Here is a 24,866-nt window from a genome sequence, read left to right as displayed (position 1 = left end):
AGTAGACGACTGGGTTGATAGGCCAGATATGGAAGCCGGGTGACCGGTGGAGTTGACTGGTACTAATAGGCCGAGGGCTTGTCCTCAGTTGCTCGCGTCCACTGTGTTGGTTCTGAAACCACGAACAACCAACACCCCCCTGCCCCGACCCAATTCTTGGGTTGTGTGGGCCGGTGGGGGTGTGCGGGGTGTGTTTCGTAGTGTTTCGGTGGTCATAGCGTGAGGGAAACGCCCGGTTACATTCCGAACCCGGAAGCTAAGCCTTACAGCGCCGATGGTACTGCAGGGGGGACCCTGTGGGAGAGTAGGACACCGCCGAACTAACTTTATATGAAGGCCGTGGTCTTCAAGAGAACTTGTTTCTCTTGAAGACCACGGCCTTCTTTGCGTTCCCGGGTAATTCTTCGCTTTCGGACCCGTTGCGTTCTGCTTTCCGATGTTCTGGTCTTCTCTTGTCGGCCCGGTGCTACCGGGCCGACAAGACGTGTCAGAGGCGTCCTGCTGCTTTGAGGGCGAGGTAGGCGTCCGCCAGGGCCGGGGGAAGGGCTGCCGGGGTCGCGTCCACGACGGTGACTCCGTGGCGGCGGAGTTGTTCCGCCGTGCGGTGGCGTTCGGCCTGGGCCCGGGCCGCCGCGGCGGCTTCGTAGACCGCGTCCGGGGTGCCACGGGACTTCGACATGGTCTCGATATGAGGGTCCGCCACCGCGGCGACGAGGACCGTGTGGCGCCGGGTGAGCTGGGGGAGGAGCGGGAGCAGGCCTTCTTCGACGGGGGCCGCGTCCAGGCCGGTCAGCAGCACGATCAGGGAACGGCGGGGCGCTGACCGGAGCGCTGTCGCCGTCAGTCCCCGGGCGTCCGTTTCGAGGAGTTCCGGTTCCAGGGGGGCCATCGCGTTGACGAAGGCGGGCAGCAGCTGGCCGGCGGTGCGGCCCTGGACCAGGGCGCGTACCCGGCGGTCGTAGGCGAGCAGGTCGACGCGGTCCCCGGCGCGGGACGCGAGGGCGGCCAGGAGCAGGGCCGCGTCCATCGCGGCGTCCAGCCGGGGGGCGTCACCGACCCGGCCGGCGGAGGTCCGTCCGGTGTCGAGGACGAGCAGGATGTGGCGGTCGCGTTCCGGGCGCCAGGTGCGGACGGCGACGGCGGACCGGCGGGCGGTGGCGCGCCAGTCGATGGAACGGGTGTCGTCGCCGGGGACGTACTCGCGGAGGCTGTCGAACTCGGTGCCCTCACCGCGGGTCAGGACACTGGTGCGGCCGTCGAGTTCACGCAGCCGGGCCAGTTTCGACGGCAGGTGCTTGCGGCTGTGGAACGGGGGCAGGACGCGTACCGTCCACGGCACCTGGTGGGTGCCCTGGCGGGCGAACAGACCGAGGGGGCCGTAGGAGCGGATGGTGACGCGGTCGGCCTGCCGGTCGCCGCGGCGGGTGGGGCGCAGCCGGGTGGTGACGCGGCGGCGTTCGCCGGGCGGGATCGTGAGCCGGTGGCGGGACGCCTCGATCTCGGTGCCGGGTGTCCACGCGCTGGGCGGCCAGGCGTCGCGCAGCCGGGCGCGCAGCGGGCGGCCCGTGGGGTTGGTGACGGTGAGGGTGACGTCCGCGGGGTCGCCGAGGCGGACCGAGGTGTCTCCGGAGCGCGTCAGACGCAGTCGGCGTACGGGGGCGGCGAGGGCGAAGTCGCAGGCGCAGGCCAGGGCCAGCGGGGCGTTGACGGCGAGGATGCCCGTCAGCCCGGGTTCCCACAGGCCGACGGGCAGGGTGCCGAGGGCCGCGAGGAGCGCGGCGCGTCCGGTGAGTGCCATGGGTCCTCGGCTCAGCGGGGTACGGGGACGTGGGCGAGGATCGCGGTGATGACGGAGTCGGCGGTGACGCCTTCCATCTCGGCCTCGGGGCGGAGCTGGACGCGGTGCCGCAGGGTGGGCAGGGCCAGGGCCTTCACATCGTCCGGGGTGACGTAGTCGCGGCCGGTGAGCCAGGCCCACGCGCGGGCGGTCGACAGCAGTGCGGTGGCGCCGCGCGGGGAGACCCCGAGGGAGAAGGACGGCGAGTCGCGGGTGGCGCGGCAGATGTCGACGACGTAGCCGGTGATCTCCGGGGAGACGGAGGTCTTGGCGACGGCGGCGCGCGCGGCCTCCAGGTCGGCGGGTCCGGCGACGGGGCGTACTCCGGCGGCGCGCAGATCGCGGGGGTCGAAGCCGTCGGCGTGGCGGCGCAGGACGTCGATCTCGTCCTCGCGGTCCGGCAGAGGGACCGTCAGCTTCAGCAGGAACCGGTCCAGTTGGGCCTCGGGCAGCGGGTAGGTGCCTTCGTACTCGACGGGGTTCTGGGTGGCGGCGACGAGGAACGGTTCCGGGAGCTTGCGGGGGGTGCCGTCGACGGTGACCTGGCGTTCCTCCATCGCTTCGAGGAGGGACGACTGGGTCTTGGGCGGGGTGCGGTTGATCTCGTCGGCGAGGAGGAGATTGGTGAAGACGGGGCCCGGCTGGAAGGAGAACTCGGCGGTGCGGGCGTCGTACACGAGGGAGCCGGTGATGTCGCCGGGCATCAGGTCGGGGGTGAACTGGACGCGTTTGGTGTCGAGTTCGAGGGAGGCGGCGAGGGCGCGCACCAGCAGGGTCTTGGCGACACCGGGGACGCCTTCGAGCAGGACGTGACCGCGGCAGAGCAGGGCCACCACGAGGCCGGTGACGGCGGGGTCCTGACCGACCACGGCCTTCGCGATCTCGGCGCGCAGGGCCTCCAGGGAGGCGCGTGAGCCGTGCGCGTCCCCGGGGGCACCGGCAGTGTCAGTGGTCGGGTCCGTCATGAAGTGCGTACCTCTCTTTCGAGGGTGTCGAGTTGGTCGGCGAGGGCGGTCAGGGCCGCGTCGTCGCCCGGTGGCGGTCCGAAGAGGAGGGTCGGCAGATCGCCGCCGTGCTCCGGGGTACGGAGCCGGGCGGCGAGCGCGGGCAGCAGCGCCTCGGGTGCGTGCGCTTGCGTGGGGGAGACACCGACGAGGGGGGCGAGCCGGGTGCGGGTGGCGGTGCGGAGAGCGTCGGCGGCGCGGTCGCGCGCGTTCGCCTTGCGGTAGAGGCGGGCGCGGCCTTCGGCGGTCTCGGAGGCGCGGATGGCGACGGGGAGACGTTCGGGGACCAGGGGGCCCAGTCGGCGTGCCCGCCACAGGGCGGCGAGGACGAAGGCGATGCCGAGTTGCAGGGTGGCCCAGAGCCAGCCGGAGGGGATCAGGTCGGTGAACTCGCGGTCGGCGCCGTCGAGGGCGTCGTCGGACAGCGAGGGGAGGTACCAGACCAGCTGCGGCCGGGAGCCGAGGAGTTGCAGGGCGAGGGAGGCGTTGCCGTGCTCGTCGAGGCGGTCGTTGTACAGGGGGCCGGGGGAGCCGATCACGACGGTGTCGCCGTTCGCGGCGGTCGCTGTCGCGTCGGGGCCGGCCGGGACGCGGACGAGGGTGGGCAGTCCGCCGCTCGGGTAGCAGCTCTCCGCGCGCGGCTCGTTCACGTGGTAGCGGTAGCCGCCGGTGTCGGCGTCGCCCGCGCGGTTCGCGGCGGGCAGGGCGCAGTCGGGGCCGAGGGTGCGTTCCGCGCTGGGTGCCTGGTCGGCGGTGACTCCGGGGACGAGCCGGTCGGACGCGGGCCCGGGGGCGACGAGGACGGTCCGGCCGCCGGACTCGGCGGTGGCCGTGCGCAGCCGTGTCCACTGGCCGTCGGTGAGCAGGTCGGGGGCGGCGACGAGGAGGGTGGTGCCGGGGCCGGCCGCGGCCGCCGCCTCCTCGGTGGTGGTGACGACGCGGGTGTCGACGCCGCGGTCGGCGAGGAGTTCGCTGACGGCGCGGCTGCCGAGGGGTTCGGCGGAGCGCGGGTCGAGACGGCCGCGCTCGGCGCCGGAGCGTACGGCGGCGATGGCGACGGCGCCGACGAGGACGATCACCAGGGCGATCAGCGGTCCGCGCGCGCGGGTCCACACCTGGCGGGCGGTCGGCGAGGCCGAGGTGGACGGGAGGAGGGGCGCGTGGGTCATTCGGCGTCCCCTCGGGTGCGGTCGGGTGCCTGTGGGGGACCGGGGGTGTCGGCGGTGCCCGTGCCGGTGCCGGTGCGCTGGCTGGTGCCTGTGCCTGTGCCTGTGCTGGTGCTGGTGCTGGTGCTCGTCGCGGTCGTGGCGCGGGTGGTCGCGTGGCCGGTCGGGTGGGGGTCGCTGTGGGGGGCGGGTGGGGTGAGGACCGGTTTGGCGCGCTGGAGGTCGTGGTCGAGGGCGGTGACCCGCTGGTATGTGTCGCGGTCGGCGGTGCGTCCGCCGTATGTGACGTCGTCGAAGGCGTGCGCGGCGGCCCGCAGCCGGTCGGCGTGGCCGGGCAGGGGGCGGCCCGCCTCGGCGGCGGCCTCGTCGGCGGTGCGGCCGGGGCGGGCGTCGAGCAGGGCGCGTTCCTCCAGGGCGCGGACGAGGGCCCGTACGCGTTCCTGGAGGGCCGGGGTCCAGTGGCCCTGGGCGGCGTGGGTGTCGGCGGTGGCCCGGTGTTCGGCGGCGCTGCGCGGCAGGTCGCCGAAGAGGGGCGCGGAGCCGCGCGGTGTACGGGTCGGGCTGCCCAGGCGCCACCACAGCGCGCCGATCAGGGCGGCCGCCGCGAGGACGATCACCGTCAGTCCGACGACGCCGCCGGGTGACGCGCCGGAGGCGGCGGAGAAGACGTCGTCCACCCATCCCAGGAACGCGTCCAGCGCGCGCTGGAACAGGCCCGGGTCGTTCTCGTGGTACATCGGCCGGGACAGCTCGCGTTCGGCGGCCTCCCGCGCGGGGTCACGGGGGATCGTGAGCGGTGGCGCGTCGTCACCGGCGGGTACGCCGGCCGGCGCACCCGCGATCGCGCCCGCCGCCGTGGCGGGCGCGCCCCCCGCGGCACCCACCCGGTCAGCTCCCCGGTACGGGACCGGGGGTGCCGGTGCCCTGGCCGGGGACCCCGGCGGCGCGTGCCAGGTCGAGGTCGAGGGCCTCGCGGCGGATGCGCTGGTCGATGTACAGGAGCACGGTGACGCCCGCGGTGACCGGGAGCGTCAGCATCGACGCGATGACCGAGCCGACACCGCTGATGACGAGGAACGTCCAGCCGACGCCGCTCGTGCCGGTGAGGAAGCCGGACGGGCCGTCCCCGGCGGCGACGCTCGCGATCATGCTGAAGGGGATCACGATGATCGACGCGAGGATGTTGGCGATCACCGCGGCGAGCAGGCCGATGCCGAAGATCCGCCACCAGGCGCCCCGGACCAGCTTCAGGGACCGGCTCATGGCCTTGCCTATGCCCTGCTTCTCCAGCATCAGCGCGGGCGAGGCCAGCGACAGCCGGACGACGAGCCACACCGCGACGCAGAGTCCCGCGATCGCGCCGAGCGCGAGCAGTCCGGGGGCGCCGTCGCTGTCCCCGGCCAGCAGGCCGGGGACGAGGCCGATGCCGACGATCCCGCCGGAGATCAGCGCGATCAGCGCCGTCAGACCGAACAGCTTCGGGAGCTGGGCGCGGGCGTCGGCCCATGCCTGGGCGGTCGACACGGGCTTGCCGAGGACCGCGCGGCTGGTGACCGTCGTCAGCAGGGCTGTCGCGACGATCGTGCCGAGCAGGGTGATCGCGAGGATCACGCCCGTGACGAGCAGGGAGTTGCCGAGGGCGTCACCGAGTTCGTCGAGCGAGGCGCCCGGGTCGTTCAGGGCGGTGGTGTCGATGTCGGTGAGGACGAGGCCCTGGAGCAGCACGGTCATGATCTGGGTGACGACGGCGACGGCCAGGGAGATCCCGAGGACCGTGCGCCAGTGGGCGCGCATCGTGGACACCGCGCCGTCGAGGATCTCGCCGACGCCGAGCGGGCGCAGCGGGATCACCCCGGGCTTGGCGGCCTGCGGCCTGCCCTGCCAGGCACCCCAGCCCGGTCCGCCGGGCCCCTGGGGACCCCAGCCCGGACCGCCCGGCGCCTGACCCCAGCCGGGGCCCGGGGCCTGACCGCCCCAGCCGGGGGGCGGGGTCTGCGGGGTACGGGCCGGTGGCGGGCCCGCGGGGGCGGACCAGTCGTCGGCGGGGGGCTGCTCCTTCGACCACTTCGAGGTGGGGCCGGGGGCGTCCGTCGGGCCGTCCGCGGGCTCGGCGGGGCGGGGTACGCCCTGACCGTCGCCGTCGGAGGGGGCGGACCGTCCGGGCGAGGCCCAGCCCGGAGTGTCGTTCATCGTGGCTCCTTCTCGGTGCCGGTCCGCGGTCGCGGCGGCGCTACGGCAGCCATCGTGCCACGACGGGTCGCCGGACGGACCGGGTGGACCGGACGCTCCGTCACCGGCGGGCCTTCATTTGTCGCACCGGTCCGGGGCAGACTGGACGAATGGCTGATCAGTACGGGCGTCCAGGTGACGGAGCGCGGCGCGGGCGGACTCCCGCGATCCGTTGGGACGAACCTCCCGAAGGCCCTGTACTGGTGCTTCTCGACCAGACGCGGCTCCCGGCGGAGGAGGCGGAGCTGGTGTGCGCGGACGCCGCGTCGCTGGTGGAGGCGATCTTGACGCTCGCCGTCCGGGGAGCGCCGCTGCTCGGCCTGGCGGGCGCGTACGGGGTGGCGCTGGCCGCGGCCCGTGGCGCCGACGTGGACGAGGCGGCCGACGCGCTCGCCGCGGCCCGCCCCACCGCCGTCAACCTCGCGCGCGGGGTCCGGCTGGCCCAGGCGGCCTACCGCGCGGCGCTCAGCGGCGGCACGACGGCCACCGGCGGTACCGGTGGCCCAGGTGCACCCGGCGGCTCCCCCGTGGGCGCAGGGGACCGCGCAGGGGCCGCGCGGGCCGCGCTGGCGGCGGCGCGTGCCCTGCACGCGCGGGACGCCGACGCCAGCGCGGCGATGGCCCGGCACGGCCTCGCCCTCCTCGACGAGCTGCTGCCCGGCGGCCGGCACCGGGTCCTCACCCACTGCAACACCGGGGCGCTCGTGTCCGGCGGGGAGGGCACCGCCTTCGCGGTGGCGCTCGCCGCCCACCGGGAAGGACGGCTGCGGCGGCTGTGGGTGGACGAGACCCGTCCCCTGTGGCAGGGTGCGCGGCTCACGGCCTACGAGGCGGCCCGGCACGGCATGCCGTACACACTGCTCACGGACAGCGCCGCGGGATCCCTGTTCGCGGCGGGAGAGGTGGACGCGGTACTGATAGGGGCCGACCGGATCGCCGCCGACGGTTCGGTGGCCAACAAGGTGGGGAGCTATCCGCTCGCCGTGCTCGCGCGGTACCACCATGTGCCGTTCGTCGTGGTCGCCCCGGTGACCACCATCGACCTCGACACGCCCAGCGGGGCGTCCATCGAGGTGGAGCAGCGGTCCGGACACGAGGTGACGGAGGTCCGGATGCCGCACACCGCGGCGGGAGCGGGAGGCGGGGTTCCGGTGGCACCCCTGGGAACCCAGGCGTACAACCCCGCGTTCGACGTGACGCCACCGGAACTGGTGACCGCCGTCGTCACCGAAATGGGCGCCGTTTCGCCCGTGACAGCCCCGGCGATCGCCGGGCTGTGTGCCAGGTCACGCCAGGTAACGATTAGCTAATGGGATGATGTCGTTTATGAAGGGACGAGTCCTTGTCGTCGACGACGACACGGCACTGGCCGAGATGCTCGGCATCGTGCTGCGTGGTGAAGGTTTTGAACCGTCGTTCGTCGCGGACGGCGACAAGGCGCTGGCCGCCTTCCGGGAGAGCAAGCCCGATCTGGTGCTTCTCGACCTGATGCTGCCGGGCCGCGACGGTATCGAGGTGTGCCGTCTGATCAGGGCGGAGTCCGGGGTACCGATCGTCATGCTCACGGCGAAGAGCGACACGGTCGACGTGGTCGTGGGCCTGGAGTCCGGCGCCGACGACTACATCGTCAAGCCGTTCAAGCCGAAGGAACTGGTCGCACGGATCAGGGCCCGGCTCCGGCGCTCCGAGGAGCCCGCGCCCGAGCAGCTCGCGATCGGTGACCTCGTCATCGACGTCGCCGGCCACTCGGTGAAACGGGACGGTCAGTCCATCGCGCTGACCCCCCTGGAGTTCGACCTGCTGGTCGCGCTCGCCCGCAAACCGTGGCAGGTGTTCACCCGCGAGGTCCTGCTGGAGCAGGTCTGGGGCTACCGGCACGCCGCCGACACCCGGCTCGTCAACGTCCACGTCCAGCGGCTGCGCTCCAAGGTCGAGAAGGACCCCGAGCGCCCGGAGATCGTGGTGACCGTGCGGGGCGTCGGATACAAGGCCGGACCGAGCTGACATGCCCGGGGACGACAGTGCCGTCTCGGCCACGGCACCCGGGACTCCGGGGGCGGGGGCGGGACGGCCTGTCGGCCGGAGCGCGGTACGGCGGCGCGTGCGGCGCCTCATCGACGGCGGACTGCTGCTCCAGGGCGGTGTGCAGGGCAGCCCCGTGCTGCGGCTGTTCGCCCGCTGGGTGCGCCGCCCGCTGCTGCCCGCCGTACGCCTGTGGCGACGCAACATCCAGCTCAAGGTCGTCGCGACGACCCTGCTGATGTCGCTCGGTGTCGTCCTGCTGCTCGGATTCGTCGTCATCGGACAGGTCCGCAACGGCCTCCTCGACGCCAAGGTCAAGGGCGCCGAGAGCCAGGCCACCGGCGGCTTCCGCGTCGCCGAGACCCTCGCCAGGTCCGCCGGCGAGGGCACCTCCGACGGCAACGCCCGCGACGGACTGCCCCGGCAGAACTCCGCGATCTGGCTCAACGACCTCGTCCAGCAGATGTCCGCCAGCGGCCAGGGCGCCTTCCACGTCGTCACCCTGAACCCACCCGGCGAGGGTGGCAACGTCAGCGCCCGCGCCCCCCGCGGCTCCGGCAACGTCGACGCGCCCGCCAGCGTCCCCCTGACCCTGCGCGAAGGCGTCGACGACAACACGGGCCCCTCCCGCAGCTACACCCGCATCATCTACAGCGACGGCCGCCCCTCCCAGCCCGGCCTCGCCATCGGCACACAGCTCAGCACCCCCCAGAGCGACCGGTACGAGCTGTACTACCTCTTCCCGCTGGCCCAGGAGGAGAAGTCCCTCAGCATCGTCAAGACCACCCTCGCCACCGCCGGACTGTTCGTCGTCGTCCTCCTCGGCGCCATCGCCTGGCTCGTCGTACGCCAGGTCGTCACCCCCGTACGGATGGCCGCGGGCATCGCCGAACGCCTCTCCGCCGGCCGCCTCCAGGAACGGATGAAGGTCACCGGCGAGGACGACATCGCGCGCCTCGGCGAAGCCTTCAACAAGATGGCGCAGAACCTCCAGCTGAAGATCCAGCAGCTGGAGGCGCTGTCCCGGATGCAGCGCCGGTTCGTCTCCGACGTCTCCCACGAACTGCGCACCCCCCTCACCACCGTGCGTATGGCGGCCGACGTCATCCACGAGGCACGCGTGGACTTCGACCCCGTCACCGCGCGCTCCGCCGAACTCCTCGCCGACCAGCTCGACCGCTTCGAGTCACTGCTCGCCGACCTGCTGGAGATCAGCAGGTTCGACGCGGGCGCCGCCGCGCTGGAGGCCGAACCGATAGACCTGCGCGAGGTCGTCCGCCGGGTCGTCGGCGGCGCGGAACCCCTCGCGGAACGCAAGGGCACCCGGATACGCGTCGTCGGGGACGAGCAGCCCGTCATCGCGGAGGCCGACACCCGCCGCGTCGAACGGGTCCTGCGCAACCTCGTCGTCAACGCCGTCGAACACGGCGAGGGCCGGGACGTCGTCGTCCGGCTCGCCACGGCCGGTGGCGCCGTCGCCGTCGCCGTCCGCGACTACGGCGTCGGACTCAAGCCCGGCGAGGCCACCCGCGTCTTCAGCCGCTTCTGGCGCGCCGACCCCGCCCGCGCGCGCACCACCGGCGGCACCGGCCTCGGACTGTCGATCGCCCTGGAGGACGCCCGGCTGCACGGCGGCTGGCTCCAGGCATGGGGCGAACCCGGCGGCGGCTCACAGTTCCGCCTCACCCTCCCGCGCACCGCGGACGAGGCACTGCGCGGCTCCCCGATACCACTGGAACCCGAGGATTCGCGGCGCAACCGGGACGCGGCCCAGGGGCCCCCGCCCCCGCCCGCCGGCGGCTCGGCGGCGACCGTCCCGGCCCAGCTCTCCGCCGCGGCCCGCGCCGTCCCCGCACCGGCCACCGGACCCCGCGACCCGGCCGCCGGGCACCACTCGCGCACGGGGGCACCGCGCTCCGCCGCGTCCACCGTGCCCCCGCGCGCGGGCGGCCCCGGCCGGAGCCCGCTGCCCCAGCAAGGCGGGTCGACCACGGGCACCACACCCGTCGTCGACCCGGCGGCACTGCCGAGCAACGGCTCCCGGGTCGTCCCCCGCCGCGACGGCACCGGACCGGCGTCGGCCACGCACGGCGAAGCCACCGAGGACGTCACGACGTTGTGCGGCCCCGGCACCACGTCCGGCGCGAGACGACCGCACACCCCGGGCAACGGGACGGGACCGGCCGCCGCCCCGGACACCGGCGCGCGCGACGGGCGTGGCGTGCGCAAAGGGCACGGCGACGGACGTGACGACGGACGCGGTGACGGACGCGGTGCCCGGGATGTCGACGGGGACGTGGGCGAGGACGTGGACGGACGTGATGACGGCAGCGGCGACGGGCACGTTGGCGGGCACGGCGACGGGCACGTTGGCGGGCGCCGGGACTTGGGTGGGCGCGTGGACGCCGACCGCTACCGGGGCGGCGACCGGAGCGCGGGCGGGGATCGCGGTACGGGCGGTGCCGGGGACCGTACGGGTGCCCCCGGGACATCGGCGGCACTGACGGGCACGACCGGCGACCGGCCGGGGAACGAGCGGGAGGAGCCCCGTGGGTGAGTCCGGAGGACTGCTCGGACGGTGGCGTGGGTTGCGTGGTTGGCGTGAGCGGGGCGGGCGGGTGCCCGGTCCTGCGCACGGGCTCGGGCACGGCCATGGGGGCGGTGGCGGGCCTGGGCTCGGGGGCGGTGGCGTCGCTCCGGCGCCTTCGGTCCCCGGTACACCCGGCCGCGCCGACCGCTCGTCCGGCAGGGCCGACGGCGGTGCTGGCAACGGCCGCCCCGCAGACCCGCCGGCCGCCGGGCGCGGTGGCAGGTCACGGGCCGTCACACGACCGCGCGGCGGCCTCGTACTGGGGTGCTGCGCCGTCCTGCTCGCGGGCTGCGCGACCATGCCCGACAACGGGGACCTGCGTGACGTGGACGCGTCCGAACTGCCCGACTCCCAGGTCCGCGTCTTCGCGATGCCGCCCCGGGAGGGCGCCCAGCCCGCCGAGATAGTCCAGGGTTTCCTGGAGGCCCTGACCAGCGACGACCCACAGTTCGAGATGGCCCGCAAATACCTCACCGAGGACGCGTCCAAGGAGTGGCGCCCCGAAGTGGCCACCACCGTCCTCGCCGACGGCCCCACCACCTCCGCCCAGCGCCCCGGCGACAACGACGGCGACCGCGACGGCAAGGTCTACACCCTGAACGGCAGCCGGGTCGCCACCGTCGACGCACAGCACGCCTACAAACCCGCGAACGGCACCTACCAGCAGCCCGTCCACCTCATCAAGGACGGCGGCGCCGGGAACGAATGGCGGATCAACCGCCCACCCCGCGGTGTCGTCCTCGGCGAGACCGACTTCCTCCGCATCTACGAACCCGTCAACAAGTACTACTTCGCCGTCGACGGCTCCTCGTCCCGGCACGGCCAGGAACGCCTCGTCGCGGACCCCGTCTACGTACGCCAGCGGATCGACCCCGTCACCCAGACCGTACGGCTGCTGCTCGACGGGCCGACCCGGTGGCTGGACCCGGTCGTACGCTCCAGCTTCCCGACCCGCACCCTGCTGAAGAGCGGCACCCAGACCCTCACCCCCGACAGCCACGACACCCTCAAGGTGCCGCTCAGCAGTGCCGCCAACGGCGTCGGACAGACCCAGTGCACCGAGATGGCCGCACAGCTGATCTTCACCCTCCAGGACTGGCCCGCCAACGGCATCGAACAGGTCGAGATCCAGCGCTCCGACGGCTCACCGCTGTGCCAGCTCACCGCCGACCGCGCCGAGACCGTCGCACCCCACCGCACCGCCGGACGCCCCGACTACCAGTACTTCCTCGACCTGAAGAAGCGCCTCGTCCGGCTGCCCGGCGTCAGCACCGCCGCCGACCCCGAACCGGTCCCCGGCCCGCTCGGCACCGGAGCGCAGCAACTCAGCACCGCCGCCGTCTCCCGTGACGAGGACCTCGCCGCCGGGGTCTCCCGGGACGGCCGCTCCCTGTACGTCGCCTCCTTCCGCGACGGTGCCTCCGTCGGCGACCCGGTGCTGCGCAGCACCGCCAAGGCGGAGACCGACCGGCTGACCACCCCCAGCTGGGACGGCCGGGGCGACCTGTGGATCGCGGACAAGGACCCCCGCGACCCCCGGCTGTTCATGCTGCGCCAGGGCACGGGTGACCCCGTCGTGGTGCGGACGCCGGGCCTGGAGGACAGTCACATCGAAGCGGTACGGGTCGCCGCCGACGGTGTGCGTATCGCGCTGATCGTGGAACGCGACGGCAAGCGGACCCTGCGGATCGGCCGCGTCGAACGCCAGGGCGTCGAGGACCGCTCACCCGTCCACGGCTACCTCCCCGGTCTCGACAGCCGCAGCGATGTCGCCGTCGTGGAGGCCCGCGCCGTGGCCCCGCAGCTGGAGGAGGTCACCGCCATGTCCTGGGCGGGCGGCAGCCGGCTGGTGGTGGTCGGCCGGGAGAGCGGCGGGGTCCAGCAGATCCGCTATGTCCAGACGGACGGCTCCACCCCCGCGAGCGGGGTGCTCCCCGGACTGACCGGGGTGCAGGAGATCGCCGCGAGCAACGACGACCGGCTGCCGCTGGTCGCCCACTCCGACGACGGCATCGTCCGGATGCCCCCGGGCGAGCCCTGGCGGACGGTACTGAAGAACGGAACCTCGCCGGTCTACCCGGGCTGACACCGGGCTGGCACCGGGCTGCCTGTGTTCACACCGGTCCACCCGGGCTGACACCGGTACCCGGGTTGACACCGGGCTACCCGGGCTGACGGTCTCCCTGGGCGCCACGACCGCCACGGCAGGCTTTGTCCGGCTGTCCGGCCGTCCGGTCGGCCCCGGGGAGCCCGGCTGTCCCGGGGGTGGCTGACATCCGACGTGACACCTCTCCCGGGCGTTCCTCGGCCAGGCGCGTACCCGCTGGTCGGGCGGGGTCCGCCGGGTTTTCCACAGGCCGTTGTCCACAGGGGTGGCCGACTCCCCCGACCCTTGGCACAGTGGACTCATGCGGGGCTGGTGGCAGGACTTCACCGACTTGGTACTGCCGACCGGATGCGGCGGTTGCGGCACTCCTCGTACGGCGTTGTGCGCGCGATGCCGTACGGGACTGACCGGACGGGCGCCGCGCCGGGTACGGCCGCTGCCCGAGCCGTCGGGGCTGCCGGTCGTCCACGCGGCGGCGCCGTACCGCGACTCGGTACGCGAGGTGCTGCTCGCCCACAAGGAGCGCGGCGCGCTGAACCTCGCGAAGCCGCTGGGCGAGGCACTGGCGGGGGCGGTGGGGGGAGGGGTGGGGGTGGGGGGAGCCCCCCGGAACCCGTCCACCACGAACCGCCGTCCCTCGCTCCTCCTCGTCCCCGTTCCCTCCTCCCGGGGTGCCACGCGGGCCCGGGGGCACGATCCGACGCGGCGGATGGCGCTGGTCGCGGCGTCGGTGCTGCGGCGGGCGGGATGGCCGGCCGGGGTGGCCCCGGTGCTGCGTCAGCGGCGGGGTGTGCGGGATCAGGTGGGGCTCGGTCCGCAGGAACGCAGGGCCAATCTCGACGGGGCGTTGCGGGTGGTCACAGGAGGTGACGCATTGCTGGCGGAAGACGTCCGTGTGGTGATCGTGGACGATGTGATGACGACGGGCGCGTCATTGACGGAAGCGGCCCGCGCATTACGTGCAGCGGGCAGCGGAATAACGCTGACGGCGGCCGTAGTAGCTGCATCTCCGGATTCCTTCGAAATAAACCGGAACTGAGCGAGAAGTTGCGTCGTTGCAGCTCGTGAGGGGTTCAATTCGCTTGAACGGAGGTGTCGGGCAAGAGAGGGTGACGCCATCGGCCCCGGCGGGATATGTTCAGTTGTGGGAAAGGCGGGCAGCCGATCCCGTGGATAGGGAATGCCTTGCCTCGGGTTTTTTCATCATCATCCGAGACGGTGGGGTGAGGATCTTGTCCCCGGGGGAGGAGGAGGTGAAAGCCACCGAGTCCGTGGCCTCGGGAGTCACCGGGGCCTGGTGCAAAAGGGAGACGCTCCGTCGATCGGGCGGAGCCATCCGGGAACGGAGTTCTGCGTGGACATCGTCGTCAAGGGCCGCAAGACCGAGGTGCCCGAGCGGTTCCGCAAGCACGTGGCCGAGAAGCTGAAGCTGGACAAGATCCAGAAGCTCGACGGCAAGGTGATCAGCCTGGACGTCGAGGTGTCCAAGGAGCCCAACCCCCGACAGGCCGACCGTGCCGACCGGGTGGAGATCACGCTCCGCTCCCGTGGCCCGGTGATCCGGGCCGAGGCGGCGGCCAGCGACCCGTACGCGGCGCTCGACCTGGCGACGGACAAGCTTGAGGCGCGGCTTCGCAAGGAGCACGACAAGCGGCGCACCCGCCGCGGCACCGGCCGTATCCCGGCCGCCGAGGTCGCCGACCGGGTCCCCGACGCCGCGCATCTGAACGGTGACGGCAGCATCGCCAAGGACCCCGAGCCCGCGGGTGACGAGATCCCGACGAAGCGGATCGGCTCGCTGGAGGTGAAGGGCGACGGCCCTCTCGTCGTCCGGGAGAAGACCCATGTGGCTGCCCCGATGAGCCTTGACCAGGCGCTCTACGAGATGGAGCTGGTCGGGCACGACTTCTATCTCTTCGTCGACTCCGAGACGAAGGAGCCCAGTGTGGTCTACCGGCGCCACGCCTACGACTACGGTGTCATCCATCTGACGACGGACCCCATGGTCAGCCGGGTCGAGTCGGCGGGCGCGGGCGGCGCACTCGGCGGGTGACCGCCGTCCACCGACGGACAATGTGTGCCCCCGGGAGCGCGTACGCCCCCGGGGGCACCCGTGTGCGACCGGCCGGAGCACGTGGCTGTCGCCCCGGAAGGGTCCGGGCATGAAATCATGTCGGACACGTCAACCGGGTTGCTGCCGCCCCGGGTTGGCGGCGCACCGGTCGGGCGGCACCCAGACGGGCCACGGCCTTCAGGGGGAGGAACGATGGCGGACAGCTTCGGACCGATGCGTGACGTGGGCGCCGACGGCGCCGTCGGCATGGGACCGGCCGGTGGTTCCTCCCGTGCGGAGCCCATCCGGGTCCTGGTGGTCGACGACCACGCGCTGTTCCGCCGAGGGCTGGAGATCGTGCTCCACGACGAGGAGGACATCCTGGTCGTGGGGGAGGCGGGCGACGGCGCGGAGGCGGTCGACAAGGCGGCGGACCTGCTGCCCGACATCGTCCTGATGGATGTCCGGATGCCCAAGCGCGGGGGGATCGAGGCATGCACCTCGATCAAGGAGGTGGCCCCGAGCGCGAAGATCATCATGCTGACGATCAGCGACGAGGAGGCCGACCTCTACGACGCGATCAAGGCCGGGGCCACCGGGTATCTGCTCAAGGAGATCTCCACGGACGAGGTCGCGACGGCGATCCGCGCGGTCGCGGACGGTCAGTCGCAGATCAGCCCCTCGATGGCGTCGAAGCTGCTCACCGAGTTCAAGTCGATGATCCAGCGCACCGACGAGCGCAGGCTGGTGCCCGCGCCCCGGCTCACCCATCGTGAGCTGGAGGTGCTGAAGCTGGTGGCGACCGGGATGAACAACCGGGACATCGCCAAGGAACTGTTCATCAGCGAGAACACCGTGAAGAACCATGTCCGCAACATCCTGGAGAAGCTTCAGCTGCACTCCCGGATGGAGGCGGTGGTGTACGCGATGCGGGAGAAGATCCTGGAGATCCGGTAGGGCCTCGGCGGGGCGCCTTCGCTTGCGTCTCCAGGGTCTCCAGGGTCTCCCGGGTCCCCCGGGTCTCCCGGGTTCTCCGGGCTGGGCGCGCTTGTCCCGTACGGGGCTCTCGTGGGTATCCCGCGCCCCTTCGGGGCACTTGCTCGCTGCTCGGGCGCGGGGACCGGTTCAGACGAGCGCCGCGGCCAAGGGGGCGGCCAGCGGGGCCGGGGTGACCCGCTCCACCCGTACCGTGTCGCAGCCGACCCACTCCGCGGCCTCCCTGAGGGCCTGGGCCATGGGGGCGACCGCCTTCGGGGAGTCGAGGGACACCTGACGGGCGACCAGCGTGCGGCCGTCGCGCGCGGGGTCGACCCGGCCCAGGAGCCTGCCGCCGGAGAGCAGGGGCATCGCGAAGTAGCCGTGGATCCGCTTGGGCTTGGGGACGTACGCCTCCAGCCGGTGTGTGAAGCCGAAGATCCGCTCCGTACGGGCGCGTTCCCAGATCAGGGAGTCGAACGGGGACAGCAGCGTCGTGCGGTGCCGTCCGCGCGGGACGCTGCCAAGGGCCGCGGGGTCCGCCCACGCGGGCCGGTCCCAGCCCTCGACCGACACCGGTACGAGACCGGAGTCGGCGATGACCGTGTCGACCTGCTCGCCCTTGAGCCGGTGGTAGTCGGCGAGGTCCGCGCGGGTGCCGACGCCCAGTGAGCGGCCGGCGAGCGCGACCAGCCGCCGCAGGCACTCGCGGTCGTCCAGCTCGTCATGGAGGAGGTCGGCGGGGATGGCCCGCTCCGCGAGGTCGTACACCCGCTTCCAGCCGCGCCGCTCGGTGCACACCACCTCGCCGTACATCAGGGCGCGCTCGACGGCGACCTTCGACGCGGACCAGTCCCACCACTCGCCGCCGTTCTTCGCGCCGCCCAGCTCCGTGGCCGTCAGGGGGCCTTCGGCGCGGAGCTGCGCGACGACCTGGTCGTAGGAGCCGTCCGGCAGGTCGTGGCCCCAGTGCGGGCGGGCGCGGTAGGCGCGGCGGCGGAACGCGAAGTGCGGCCACTCCTCGACGGGCAGGATGCACGCGGCGTGCGACCAGTACTCGAAGGCGTGGGGGGCGCCGCCGGCCGTGGGCGTCCAGTACGCGCGGTCGACCGCCGGGCGGCCCACGGCGCCCAGGCGCGCGTACGGGATGAGCTCATGGGAGCGCGCCAGTACGGAGATCGTGTCGAGCTGGACCGCGCCGAGGTGCCGCAGCACGCCCCGGACCCCGCCCCTGCGGTCCGGCGCTCCGAGGAACCCCTGCGCGCGCAGCGCGATACGGCGGGCCTCGTCGGCGGAGAGTGCGGCGGCGGGCCGCGGCAGGGTGGTCATATCCCGAACGATAGACGCCCCCACTGACACTCCGGGCCCCTGGTTCCGGCCGGGACGCGGCTCGCCTGGCGACGGCCGCGGACCGGGCAATTCCCGACTCCGCGGTTCCCGTCAGGCCGGGATGTCGTGCGGGCCCGAAGGTGTCAGGCCGGGGTGTCGTGCGGGCCTGGGATGTCGTGCGGGACGGGCCTGGGGTGTCGTACGGGCCGGGGTGTCAGGCCGGGGTGTCGTGCGGGGTCGGGGTGCCGCGCGCGGGGAGGTAGGTGTCGCGGCTCGGCATGCCCAGGTCGTGGGGGAGGAGGGAGCCCACCCAGCAGTCGCGGAGCGTGCCCTTGTTGAGGATGCCCGCGCGCAGGACGCCCTCCATGGTGAAGCCGCTGCGCTCGGCGACGGCCCGTGACGCGGTGTTGCCGACCTCGGCGCGCCATTCGAGGCGGGTGCAGGCGAGGGAGCCGAAGCCCCAGCGGGCCAGCGCCCGGACGGCCTCGGTGGTGTAGCCGCGGCCGCGGTGCCCGGCGGCGGTCCAGTAGCCGATCTCCCAGGTGCCCGAGCTCGGGTGGTGCAGGCTGGCGGCGCCGACGAGCGGGCCTGCCCCGCCGTCGGGGTCGCGCAGGCGCACGGCGAAGGAGTACTCCGTGCCGTCACGCCAGGTGCCCGGGGCGATACGGCCGACGAACAGGGCGGCGTCCTCGCGGGTGTACGGCGAGGGGACCGTCGTCCACCGCTGGATGCCGGGGTCCTGGCAGGCGGCGGACACCTCGTCGGTGTCGGCGGGGGCGAACGGCCGCAGCAGCAGGCGTTCGGTGGTCAGGGTGACGTGCTCCATCGACTGATTCTGCGGGTGCGCGCGGGCGGGATGCCACTGGATTCGCCGGGCGGATGTGAGCGACCGATCACAATTCGTGCGGGAGCGCGGCACCTTCCGTGGCGCTGGTCCGTTGTCCTGATGGCTCTCGTAGGTGCGGACCTCCCGACGTGGCGCGGTCCTCGCATACGATGGCCGTTGCTCAACGGAATCCGACCGTGCCAGGCCCGACCGGCAAGGAGATCTACCCCCGTGTCCGTCCTCCAGAAGATCATGCGTGCAGGCGAAGGCAAGATCCTGCGCAAGCTGCACCGCATCGCGGACCAGGTCAACTCCATCGAAGAGGACTTCGTCGCCCTCTCCGACGCCGAGCTGCGGGCCCTCACCGACGAGTACAAACAGCGGTATGTCGACGGCGACTCGCTGGACGACCTGCTGCCCGAGGCGTTCGCCACGGTGCGCGAGGCCGCCAAGCGCGTGCTCGGCCAGCGGCACTACGACGTCCAGATCATGGGCGGCGCCGCGCTGCACCTCGGTTATGTCGCCGAGATGAAGACCGGTGAGGGCAAGACCCTGGTGGGCACCCTGCCCACCTATCTGAACGCGTTGTCCGACAAGGGCGTCCACCTGATCACGGTGAACGACTACCTCGCGGAGCGCGACTCGGAGATGATGGGCCGCGTCCACAAGTTCCTCGGTCTCAGCGTCGGCTGCATCCTCGCGAACATGACGCCGTCGCAGCGTCGCGAGCAGTACCAGTGCGACATCACGTACGGCACGAACAACGAGTTCGGCTTCGACTACCTGCGCGACAACATGGCGTGGTCGCAGGACGAGCTGGTCCAGCGCGGCCACAACTTCGCCGTGGTGGACGAGGTCGACTCGATCCTCGTGGACGAGGCGCGTACGCCGCTGATCATCTCCGGTCCGGCCGACCAGGCCACCAAGTGGTACAGCGACTTCGCGAAGCTCGTCAACCGCCTGAAGCGCGGTGAGCCGGGCAACACCCTCAAGGGCATCGAGGAGACCGGCGACTACGAGGTCGACGAGAAGAAGCGCACCGTCGCCATCCACGAGCCGGGCGTCGCCAAGGTCGAGGACTGGCTCGGCATCGACAATCTCTACGAGTCCGTGAACACCCCCCTTGTCGGCTACCTGAACAACGCCATCAAGGCGAAGGAGCTGTTCAAGAACGACAAGGACTACGTCGTCATCGACGGCGAGGTCATGATCGTCGACGAGCACACGGGCCGTATCCTCGCGGGCCGCCGTTACAACGAGGGCATGCACCAGGCGATCGAGGCGAAGGAAGGGGTGGACATCAAGGACGAGAACCAGACCCTTGCCACGATCACCCTCCAGAACTTCTTCCGGCTGTACGGCAAGCTCTCGGGCATGACCGGTACGGCGATGACCGAGGCCGCCGAGTTCCACCAGATCTACAAGCTGGGTGTCGTCCCGATCCCGACGAACCGGCCGATGGTCCGCAAGGACCAGTCCGACCTGATCTACCGCACGGAGGTCGCGAAGTTCGCGGCCGTCGTCGACGACATCGCGGAGAAGCACGAGAAGGGTCAGCCGATCCTCGTCGGCACGACCTCCGTCGAGAAGTCGGAGTACCTCTCGCAGCAGCTCTCCAAGCGCGGTGTGCAGCACGAGGTGCTCAACGCCAAGCAGCACGACCGGGAGGCGACGATCGTCGCCCAGGCGGGCCGCAAGGGCGCGGTGACGGTCGCGACGAACATGGCCGGCCGTGGCACCGACATCAAGCTCGGCGGCAACCCGGACGACCTCGCCGAGGCGGAGCTGCGCCAGCGCGGTCTGGACCCGGTGGAGCACGTCGAGGAGTGGGCCGCCGCGCTGCCCGCCGCCCTGGAGCGGGCCGAGGAGGCCGTGAAGGCGGAGTTCGAGGAGGTCAAGGACCTCGGCGGGCTCTACGTCCTGGGCACCGAGCGGCATGAGTCGCGCCGTATCGACAACCAGCTGCGCGGTCGTAGCGGCCGTCAGGGCGACCCCGGCGAGTCCCGGTTCTACCTGTCCCTCGGTGACGATCTGATGCGGCTGTTCAAGGCGCAGATGGTCGAGCGGGTGATGGCCATGGCGAACGTCCCCGACGACGTCCCCATCGAGAACAAGATGGTCACCCGCGCGATCGCGTCCGCGCAGTCGCAGGTGGAGCAGCAGAACTTCGAGACGCGTAAGAACGTCCTCAAGTACGACGAGGTTCTCAACCGGCAGCGCGAGGTCATCTACGGCGAGCGCCGCCGGGTCCTGGAGGGCGAGGACCTCGAGGAGCAGATCCAGCACTTCACGGACGACACCATCGACGCCTACATCCAGGCGGAGACCGCGGAGGGCTTCGCGGAGGAGTGGGACCTGGACCGGCTGTGGGGCGCCTTCAAGCAGCTGTACCCGGTGAAGGTCACCGTGGAGGAGCTGGAGGAGACCGCGGGGGACCGCGCGGGGCTGACCGCGGAGTTCATCTCGGAGTCCGTCAAGGACGACATCCACGAGCAGTACGAGGCGCGGGAGAAGCAGCTCGGCTCCGAGATCATGCGGGAGCTGGAGCGGCGGGTCGTGCTGTCGGTGCTGGACCGCAAGTGGCGTGAGCACCTGTACGAGATGGACTACCTCCAGGAGGGCATCGGTCTGCGCGCGATGGCGCAGAAGGACCCCCTGGTGGAGTACCAGCGCGAGGGCTTCGACATGTTCACCGCGATGATGGACGGCATCAAGGAGGAGTCCGTCGGCTATCTGTTCAACCTGGAGGTCCAGGTGGAGCAGCAGGTCGAGGAGGTCGAGGTCAAGGACGCGTCGCCCACGTCGCTGGAGAAGCAGGACGGGGCGCCCGCGGGTGGCCGTCCCGAGATCCGGGCCAAGGGCCTGGGCGCTCCGCAGCGGCCGGACCGGCTGCACTTCTCCGCGCCCACCGTCGACGGTGAGGGCGGTGTCGTGGAGGGTGACTTCGAGACGGGTGAGGGCGAGGTCCGTTCGGAGGCCGACGGCCTTACGCGCGCGGAGCGCCGTAAGCAGCAGCGTGGCGGTCGGCGCCGCAAGAAGTAGTGGCCGGTGCGGAGCTGGTAGCCGCTGTTCGGTGAGCGGTAGCGGCAGCCGCCGTTGGGTGGCAGCCGCAGCCGCAGCCGCAGCCGCAGCCGCAGCCGTTCGGTCGTGCCGGTGACGGGCCGGGTTCCTCAGGGAGCCCGGCCCTTCCCGTTGCCCGGGGGCCCGGTACCCCGCCCCCCCCGGGGCCCGGTATCCCGTCCCGGTGGGCGGCGGTCGTCGGGTCAGGTTCCGGGGCCCAGGTCGATGGCCGTGCAGCGCCAGCGGAGGTCCTGGCCGCGTTCCAGCCGGAACGCCATCGCGCTGAGCCGGTCCCCGGTGGCGATACGGGCGAAGACCTCGACGGCGCCGTTGCGGGGTACGCAGTAGCCGACGTCGCGGACCACGGGGGCCGGTCCCCGGGTGCGCAGCGGACCGTGTTCCGCGAGCCGGGCGAGTTCGTCGTACGCGCTGCCCGCGGTGTGGCGCAGCATCGAGTGGACGGGCCGGCGGCCGGTGAGGACGGCGAGGAGGCGGTCGGCGAAGAGGTCGGTGGGGCGCGGCGGGCCGCTGTCGGGCGCCGCGGGGCGCCTGGCGGCGCCTGGGGGCGTCCGGGGGCCGCCCGCGAGGTGACCGGGTGCCGGGTGGCCCGCCGGGCCACGTGCGCCGCCCTGACGGGGTACGGCGCCCCGCGGGGGACCTCCCGGACGGCGGGGGTCGCGCCGGGCGGGCGGGCGCGAGGTCGCGGACCGGCCGGCGGGCCGGTGCGGTGCGCCGTCACGAGTCCCGCCACCCGCCCCGCCGCCCGTACCCCTGCCCGCCCCGCCGCCTGTACCAGCGTCCGCGCCGCCGCCCGCCCCGGGACCGTCCGCGCCGCCCGCCCCGGAACCGTCCGCGCCGCCCGTCCCGGTGCCCGCCGTCCCGCCGGCCGCCGTGTGGGCCGCGGCGCGGGTCATGACCTTGTGCATGGGGGTCCCCCGATCGCCGGGCCGCTCTGCTACCCGGCAGTAGCTTGTGGTGGATCTTGTACGTACCGGGGGAGGGCGGCGCAACGTCCCGATGGCCTCGGGGGCGGGGGCCGGGGATTCACCTATCAGGGTGACGCCGGGCGTCTTCGCGCCGGTGGGAGCGGGGTCGGGGAGGTGAACCCCGGGGTGCGGAAGGGCGATTCCGATGCGGGTACGCCGACCCGATCGGGGACACGCGCACGTATCCTGGGTCAACCGGTACCCGGGAGGTCAGCCTCCCGGGAACCGTCCTCGTCGGCCTTCCGGGAGCCCCCCGAGGCAGGCCCGTCCCAGAAAGCGGCCCGTCATGCGCGTGTACGTCCCCCTGACCCTTCCCGGTCTCGCAGAGGCGCACAAGGCGGGTGAGCTGGGACCCGGCCCTCTCACGGCGTACGCGGTCACCCCGGCGCTGCGCGAGTGGTACGTCTCCGACGACATCGAGGAGCTGGAGTACGCGGCGCTGAACAGGGCCGCCGCGGCCTCGCTGCGGCTGCTCGCGGTGGACCCGGGGTGTCCGCGCCGCCGGGTCGTCGTCGCGGTCGAGGTCCCCGACGCCGACGCGGTCCCCGACCCGGACCGCGGGCTCGACCCCGGTGCGCTCGGCGAGGTGCGGATCGCCCGTCCCGTGGCGCTGGCCAGGGCCGCCGCCGTGCATGTGGACTCGGACGAGGCCGACGCGGACGTCTCCGCGGCGGCGAGTGCGCTGGGCGCGGCGGACCAGGGCGACGGTGACGCGCAGTTCGTGGTCGACGGCGCCGAGGACCATGAGCTGCTCTGGTACGCGACGCAGGAGATCCCCCAGCTGGTGGGCCTCGGCGACTGAGCCCCCGGGGCGCTGTCGGTGGTGGCGGGTACGTTCTTCCGTATGGGGAAGCAGGGAACGCACATCGTCTGGGACTGGAACGGCACGCTGTTCCACGACATCGACGCCGTGGTCGGCGCCAGCAACGCCGCGTTCGCCGAGATCGGTCTGGGGCCGGTCACCGTGGAGCAGTACCGGGAGCTGTACTGCGTGCCGGTGCCCAGGTTCTACGAGCGGCGGCTGGGCCGGTTGCCCACGGAGAGCGAGTGGCTGGTCATGGACGCGGCCTTCCAGCGGCATTACACGGCGCACCGGGTCGGCTGCGGGCTGACGGACGGGGTGGAGGCGCTGCTCGCCGGCTGGCGGGGCGCCGGGCGGAGCCAGTCGCTGCTCAGCATGTTCGGGCACGAGGAGCTGGTGCCACTGGTCCGCGCCTTCGGTATCGACGCGTCGTTCACGCTGGTCGAGGGCCGGACCGGGCCCAGTGGCGGTACCAAGGCGGAGGCGATGGCGCGGCATGTCGCGGCGCTCGGTGTGCTCGACGTGTCCCGGGTCCTGGTGATCGGCGACGCGGTGGACGACGCCGTGGCCGCGCGGTCCGTCGGCGCGGGCGCGGTGCTGTACACCGGTGGTTCGCACAGCAGAGCCGCTCTGGAGGGCGCCGGGGTGCCCGTCGTGGACTCGCTGGCCGAGGCGGTCGCGGTCGCGGAGGAGCTGGCCGGACAGCCGCCGCGCCGCCGTTGATCATCGGGCGGTCGCAGGGCCGTCGCAGGGCGGTTGCATGGTGACGCAGGGGGCGCAGGGTGGCCGCCGGTTGGCGTCCGCCCCGGCGGGGGGCGGACGCCGCACCGTACGGGAGTACGGCTAGCCGTCCGACGGGTCCACCGGGTGGGCCGCGCGCAGGATCTTCAGGAACTCCCGCATCCACGCGGGATGGTCGGGCCACGCGCGGGACGACACGAGGGTGCCGTCGACCACGGCCTCCGCGTCCTGGAACTCCGCGCCGTTGATCTCCATGTCCGGCTCCAGCGCCGGGTACGCGGTGACCCGGCGTCCGCGCAGGGAGCCGATGGCGGCGGTCAGCAGGGGCCCGTGGCAGATCTGGGCCACCGGCTTGTCCGCGTCGAAGAACGCCTTGAGGATCTTGCGCAGTTCCGCGTCGCCGCGCAGATACTCCGGTGCCCGGCCGCCGGGGATCACCAGCGCGACGTAGTCGCCCGGGTCGACCTCGGCGAACGCGAGGTCCGCGGGCCAGGTGTAGCCGGGCTTCTCGGTGTACGTGTCGAAGCCGGGCTCGAAGTCATGGACGACGAACCGGAGTGTCTTGCGGGTCGGGGCCGCGATATGCACCTCGTACCCTTCCTCGCGCAGCCGCTGATACGGGTACAGCACCTCCAGGGATTCCGCCGCGTCACCGGTCACGATCAGGACCTTCGCCGACATCGCCGTCCTCACTCCGTCCTGGGTCCAGCGGGCAGCGCCCGTGCGCGCCCGCGGGTTCCCGCAGCGCTCACGCGCCGCCCCCGGTGCTCACCGTGCCGTCCGCCGGGAACCCCTGCCGAGAGGGCGCGGACGACACCAGGGGAACGCCCCGGCGGGCCCCGGGACACGCGGGGAGGCCGCCGTCGGCCGGAACCCGCTCCCGGTGCGCGGACCCCGCCGCACCCCGCCGGGCCCGTGCCCGAGCGGGGCGGTCACCCGTGCGGAGGGCCGCCCCGCGCCCGGTCCCCTGTCGCCTTCGTCACACCGCCCGCCATGCATCACACCTGCTCAGGAACGAGGTGTGCAGACTGTCAAAGTTTGACCGCTGGATTTGTACACATACGGCTCATGACGGCTCCCCAGGGGGGAGCGATAGCCTTGACCCGTGATCAGCGCGATATCCCGCGGGGGCGTCGTAG

General features: G+C 72.8%; 18 protein-coding genes, 2 rRNA genes and 1 pseudogene. 12 read left to right on the top strand and 9 right to left on the bottom strand.

Translation table 11 applies throughout. From position 1 onward, the window contains the following. Together AB852_RS33890 and rrf are read left to right on the top strand one after the other, a co-directional pair. Positions 1-86, top strand: a 23S ribosomal RNA gene (locus AB852_RS33890); the annotation flags it as partial. Positions 87-204: 118 nt separating this feature from the next. After that, positions 205-321, top strand: a 5S ribosomal RNA gene (gene rrf / locus AB852_RS33885). A 166-nt stretch (positions 322-487) separates the two neighbouring features. Here rrf and AB852_RS33880 read toward each other — a convergent pair. The 5 genes and pseudogenes from AB852_RS33880 to AB852_RS33860 all read right to left on the bottom strand — a co-directional run bounded on the left by AB852_RS33880 (position 488) and on the right by AB852_RS33860 (position 6,197). After that, a complete protein-coding gene (locus tag AB852_RS33880) occupies positions 488-1,798 on the bottom strand; it encodes a DUF58 domain-containing protein (RefSeq protein ID WP_073794125.1) in 1,311 nt (436 codons plus the stop codon). 11 nt (positions 1,799-1,809) lie between these two features. Further along, positions 1,810-2,802, bottom strand: a complete 993-nt coding sequence (locus AB852_RS33875; protein WP_073794123.1) for an AAA family ATPase — start codon at positions 2,800-2,802, stop codon at positions 1,810-1,812. After that, positions 2,799-4,010, bottom strand: coding sequence for a DUF4350 domain-containing protein (locus AB852_RS33870; protein ID WP_073794120.1), 1,212 nt, complete (start codon positions 4,008-4,010; stop codon positions 2,799-2,801). Before AB852_RS33870 ends, AB852_RS33875 begins: the two co-directional genes overlap by 4 nt. Before the next feature lie 170 nt (positions 4,011-4,180). Beyond that, positions 4,181-4,849, bottom strand: a pseudogene (locus AB852_RS41170) (DUF4129 domain-containing protein); the annotation flags it as partial. A 46-nt stretch (positions 4,850-4,895) separates the two neighbouring features. Next, positions 4,896-6,197 carry a DUF7847 domain-containing protein gene (locus tag AB852_RS33860; RefSeq protein WP_073794117.1) on the bottom strand — a complete coding sequence of 434 codons (1,302 nt, stop codon included), beginning with the start codon at positions 6,195-6,197 and terminating at the stop codon, positions 4,896-4,898. Positions 6,198-6,346: 149 nt separating this feature from the next. Here AB852_RS33860 and mtnA point away from each other — a divergent pair, with 149 nt between their 5' ends. The 7 genes from mtnA (at position 6,347) to AB852_RS33825 (ending at position 15,965) form a co-directional block, all read left to right on the top strand. Continuing rightward, on the top strand, positions 6,347-7,546 hold the full coding sequence (gene mtnA / locus AB852_RS33855; protein ID WP_073794114.1) for an S-methyl-5-thioribose-1-phosphate isomerase: 1,200 nt from the start codon (positions 6,347-6,349) through the stop codon (positions 7,544-7,546). A 4-nt stretch (positions 7,547-7,550) separates the two neighbouring features. Then, positions 7,551-8,240: a two-component system response regulator MtrA gene (gene mtrA / locus AB852_RS33850; protein WP_187284748.1), complete on the top strand. Its 690-nt coding sequence runs from the start codon at positions 7,551-7,553 to the stop codon at positions 8,238-8,240. Position 8,241: 1 nt separating this feature from the next. Further along, positions 8,242-10,815, top strand: a complete 2,574-nt coding sequence (gene mtrB, locus AB852_RS33845; RefSeq protein ID WP_079185105.1) for an MtrAB system histidine kinase MtrB — start codon at positions 8,242-8,244, stop codon at positions 10,813-10,815. 331 nt (positions 10,816-11,146) lie between these two features. Further along, positions 11,147-12,934 (top strand): LpqB family beta-propeller domain-containing protein, encoded by a 1,788-nt coding sequence (locus AB852_RS33840; RefSeq protein ID WP_073794111.1) that lies wholly within the window; start codon positions 11,147-11,149, stop codon positions 12,932-12,934. A gap of 322 nt (positions 12,935-13,256) precedes the next feature. Beyond that, positions 13,257-13,994 (top strand): ComF family protein, encoded by a 738-nt coding sequence (locus AB852_RS33835; protein WP_073794108.1) that lies wholly within the window; start codon positions 13,257-13,259, stop codon positions 13,992-13,994. Between the two features lie 315 nt (positions 13,995-14,309). Continuing rightward, complete coding sequence (hpf, locus tag AB852_RS33830) at positions 14,310-15,008, top strand: ribosome hibernation-promoting factor, HPF/YfiA family (RefSeq protein ID WP_399502650.1); 699 nt, start codon at positions 14,310-14,312, stop codon at positions 15,006-15,008. A gap of 213 nt (positions 15,009-15,221) precedes the next feature. Then, the gene (locus tag AB852_RS33825; RefSeq protein WP_073794105.1) at positions 15,222-15,965 is read left to right on the top strand and encodes a response regulator; all 744 of its coding nucleotides are present in this window, start codon (positions 15,222-15,224) and stop codon (positions 15,963-15,965) included. Between the two features lie 168 nt (positions 15,966-16,133). Here the strand turns inward: AB852_RS33825 and AB852_RS33820 are convergent, their stop codons facing one another. Together AB852_RS33820 and AB852_RS33815 are read right to left on the bottom strand one after the other, a co-directional pair. Beyond that, entirely contained in the window at positions 16,134-17,312 is a 1,179-nt protein-coding gene (locus AB852_RS33820; protein ID WP_073794102.1) for a winged helix-turn-helix domain-containing protein, read from the bottom strand. Positions 17,313-17,526: 214 nt separating this feature from the next. Beyond that, positions 17,527-18,138 (bottom strand): GNAT family N-acetyltransferase, encoded by a 612-nt coding sequence (locus tag AB852_RS33815; RefSeq protein ID WP_073794099.1) that lies wholly within the window; start codon positions 18,136-18,138, stop codon positions 17,527-17,529. A 231-nt stretch (positions 18,139-18,369) separates the two neighbouring features. Here AB852_RS33815 and secA point away from each other — a divergent pair, with 231 nt between their 5' ends. Then, entirely contained in the window at positions 18,370-21,180 is a 2,811-nt protein-coding gene (gene secA / locus AB852_RS33810) for a preprotein translocase subunit SecA (RefSeq protein ID WP_073794096.1), read from the top strand. 221 nt (positions 21,181-21,401) lie between these two features. On the opposite strand, the gene AB852_RS41165 is transcribed toward secA, so the two are convergent. Continuing rightward, positions 21,402-22,124, bottom strand: coding sequence for an Rv3235 family protein (locus AB852_RS41165; protein ID WP_245877018.1), 723 nt, complete (start codon positions 22,122-22,124; stop codon positions 21,402-21,404). A 346-nt stretch (positions 22,125-22,470) separates the two neighbouring features. Here AB852_RS41165 and AB852_RS33800 point away from each other — a divergent pair, with 346 nt between their 5' ends. Then, the gene (locus AB852_RS33800) at positions 22,471-22,986 is read left to right on the top strand and encodes a DUF6912 family protein (protein WP_073794093.1); all 516 of its coding nucleotides are present in this window, start codon (positions 22,471-22,473) and stop codon (positions 22,984-22,986) included. Between the two features lie 42 nt (positions 22,987-23,028). Further along, positions 23,029-23,709 (top strand): HAD family hydrolase, encoded by a 681-nt coding sequence (locus AB852_RS33795; protein WP_073794478.1) that lies wholly within the window; start codon positions 23,029-23,031, stop codon positions 23,707-23,709. 120 nt (positions 23,710-23,829) lie between these two features. Here the strand turns inward: AB852_RS33795 and AB852_RS33790 are convergent, their stop codons facing one another. After that, entirely contained in the window at positions 23,830-24,408 is a 579-nt protein-coding gene (locus AB852_RS33790) for a DJ-1/PfpI family protein (RefSeq protein WP_073794090.1), read from the bottom strand. Positions 24,409-24,866 lie beyond the last annotated feature (458 nt).

Origin of the sequence: Streptomyces uncialis (assembly GCF_001905345.1) — a bacterium.
In the GTDB taxonomy this organism is placed as follows: Bacteria; Actinomycetota; Actinomycetes; order Streptomycetales; family Streptomycetaceae; genus Streptomyces; species Streptomyces uncialis.
The sequence above is the reverse complement of the archived record's forward strand: the minus strand, read 5'-3'. Positions and strand labels throughout refer to the sequence as shown.

What these genes read in the sequence shown, in the direction of transcription:
- AB852_RS33880 (WP_073794125.1), bottom strand. Translation starts at nt 1,798, where the DNA reads ATGGCACTCACCGGACGCGCCGCGCTCCTCGCGGCCCTCGGCACCCTG.
- AB852_RS33875 (WP_073794123.1), bottom strand. Translation starts at nt 2,802, where the DNA reads ATGACGGACCCGACCACTGACACTGCCGGTGCCCCCGGGGACGCGCAC.
- AB852_RS33870 (WP_073794120.1), bottom strand. Translation starts at nt 4,010, where the DNA reads ATGACCCACGCGCCCCTCCTCCCGTCCACCTCGGCCTCGCCGACCGCC.
- AB852_RS33860 (WP_073794117.1), bottom strand. Translation starts at nt 6,197, where the DNA reads ATGAACGACACTCCGGGCTGGGCCTCGCCCGGACGGTCCGCCCCCTCC.
- mtnA (WP_073794114.1), top strand. Translation starts at nt 6,347, where the DNA reads ATGGCTGATCAGTACGGGCGTCCAGGTGACGGAGCGCGGCGCGGGCGG.
- mtrA (WP_187284748.1), top strand. Translation starts at nt 7,551, where the DNA reads ATGATGTCGTTTATGAAGGGACGAGTCCTTGTCGTCGACGACGACACG.
- mtrB (WP_079185105.1), top strand. Translation starts at nt 8,242, where the DNA reads ATGCCCGGGGACGACAGTGCCGTCTCGGCCACGGCACCCGGGACTCCG.
- AB852_RS33840 (WP_073794111.1), top strand. Translation starts at nt 11,147, where the DNA reads ATGCCCGACAACGGGGACCTGCGTGACGTGGACGCGTCCGAACTGCCC.
- AB852_RS33835 (WP_073794108.1), top strand. Translation starts at nt 13,257, where the DNA reads ATGCGGGGCTGGTGGCAGGACTTCACCGACTTGGTACTGCCGACCGGA.
- AB852_RS33825 (WP_073794105.1), top strand. Translation starts at nt 15,222, where the DNA reads ATGGCGGACAGCTTCGGACCGATGCGTGACGTGGGCGCCGACGGCGCC.
- AB852_RS33820 (WP_073794102.1), bottom strand. Translation starts at nt 17,312, where the DNA reads ATGACCACCCTGCCGCGGCCCGCCGCCGCACTCTCCGCCGACGAGGCC.
- AB852_RS33815 (WP_073794099.1), bottom strand. Translation starts at nt 18,138, where the DNA reads ATGGAGCACGTCACCCTGACCACCGAACGCCTGCTGCTGCGGCCGTTC.
- AB852_RS41165 (WP_245877018.1), bottom strand. Translation starts at nt 22,124, where the DNA reads ATGCACAAGGTCATGACCCGCGCCGCGGCCCACACGGCGGCCGGCGGG.
- AB852_RS33800 (WP_073794093.1), top strand. Translation starts at nt 22,471, where the DNA reads ATGCGCGTGTACGTCCCCCTGACCCTTCCCGGTCTCGCAGAGGCGCAC.
- AB852_RS33795 (WP_073794478.1), top strand. Translation starts at nt 23,029, where the DNA reads ATGGGGAAGCAGGGAACGCACATCGTCTGGGACTGGAACGGCACGCTG.
- AB852_RS33790 (WP_073794090.1), bottom strand. Translation starts at nt 24,408, where the DNA reads ATGTCGGCGAAGGTCCTGATCGTGACCGGTGACGCGGCGGAATCCCTG.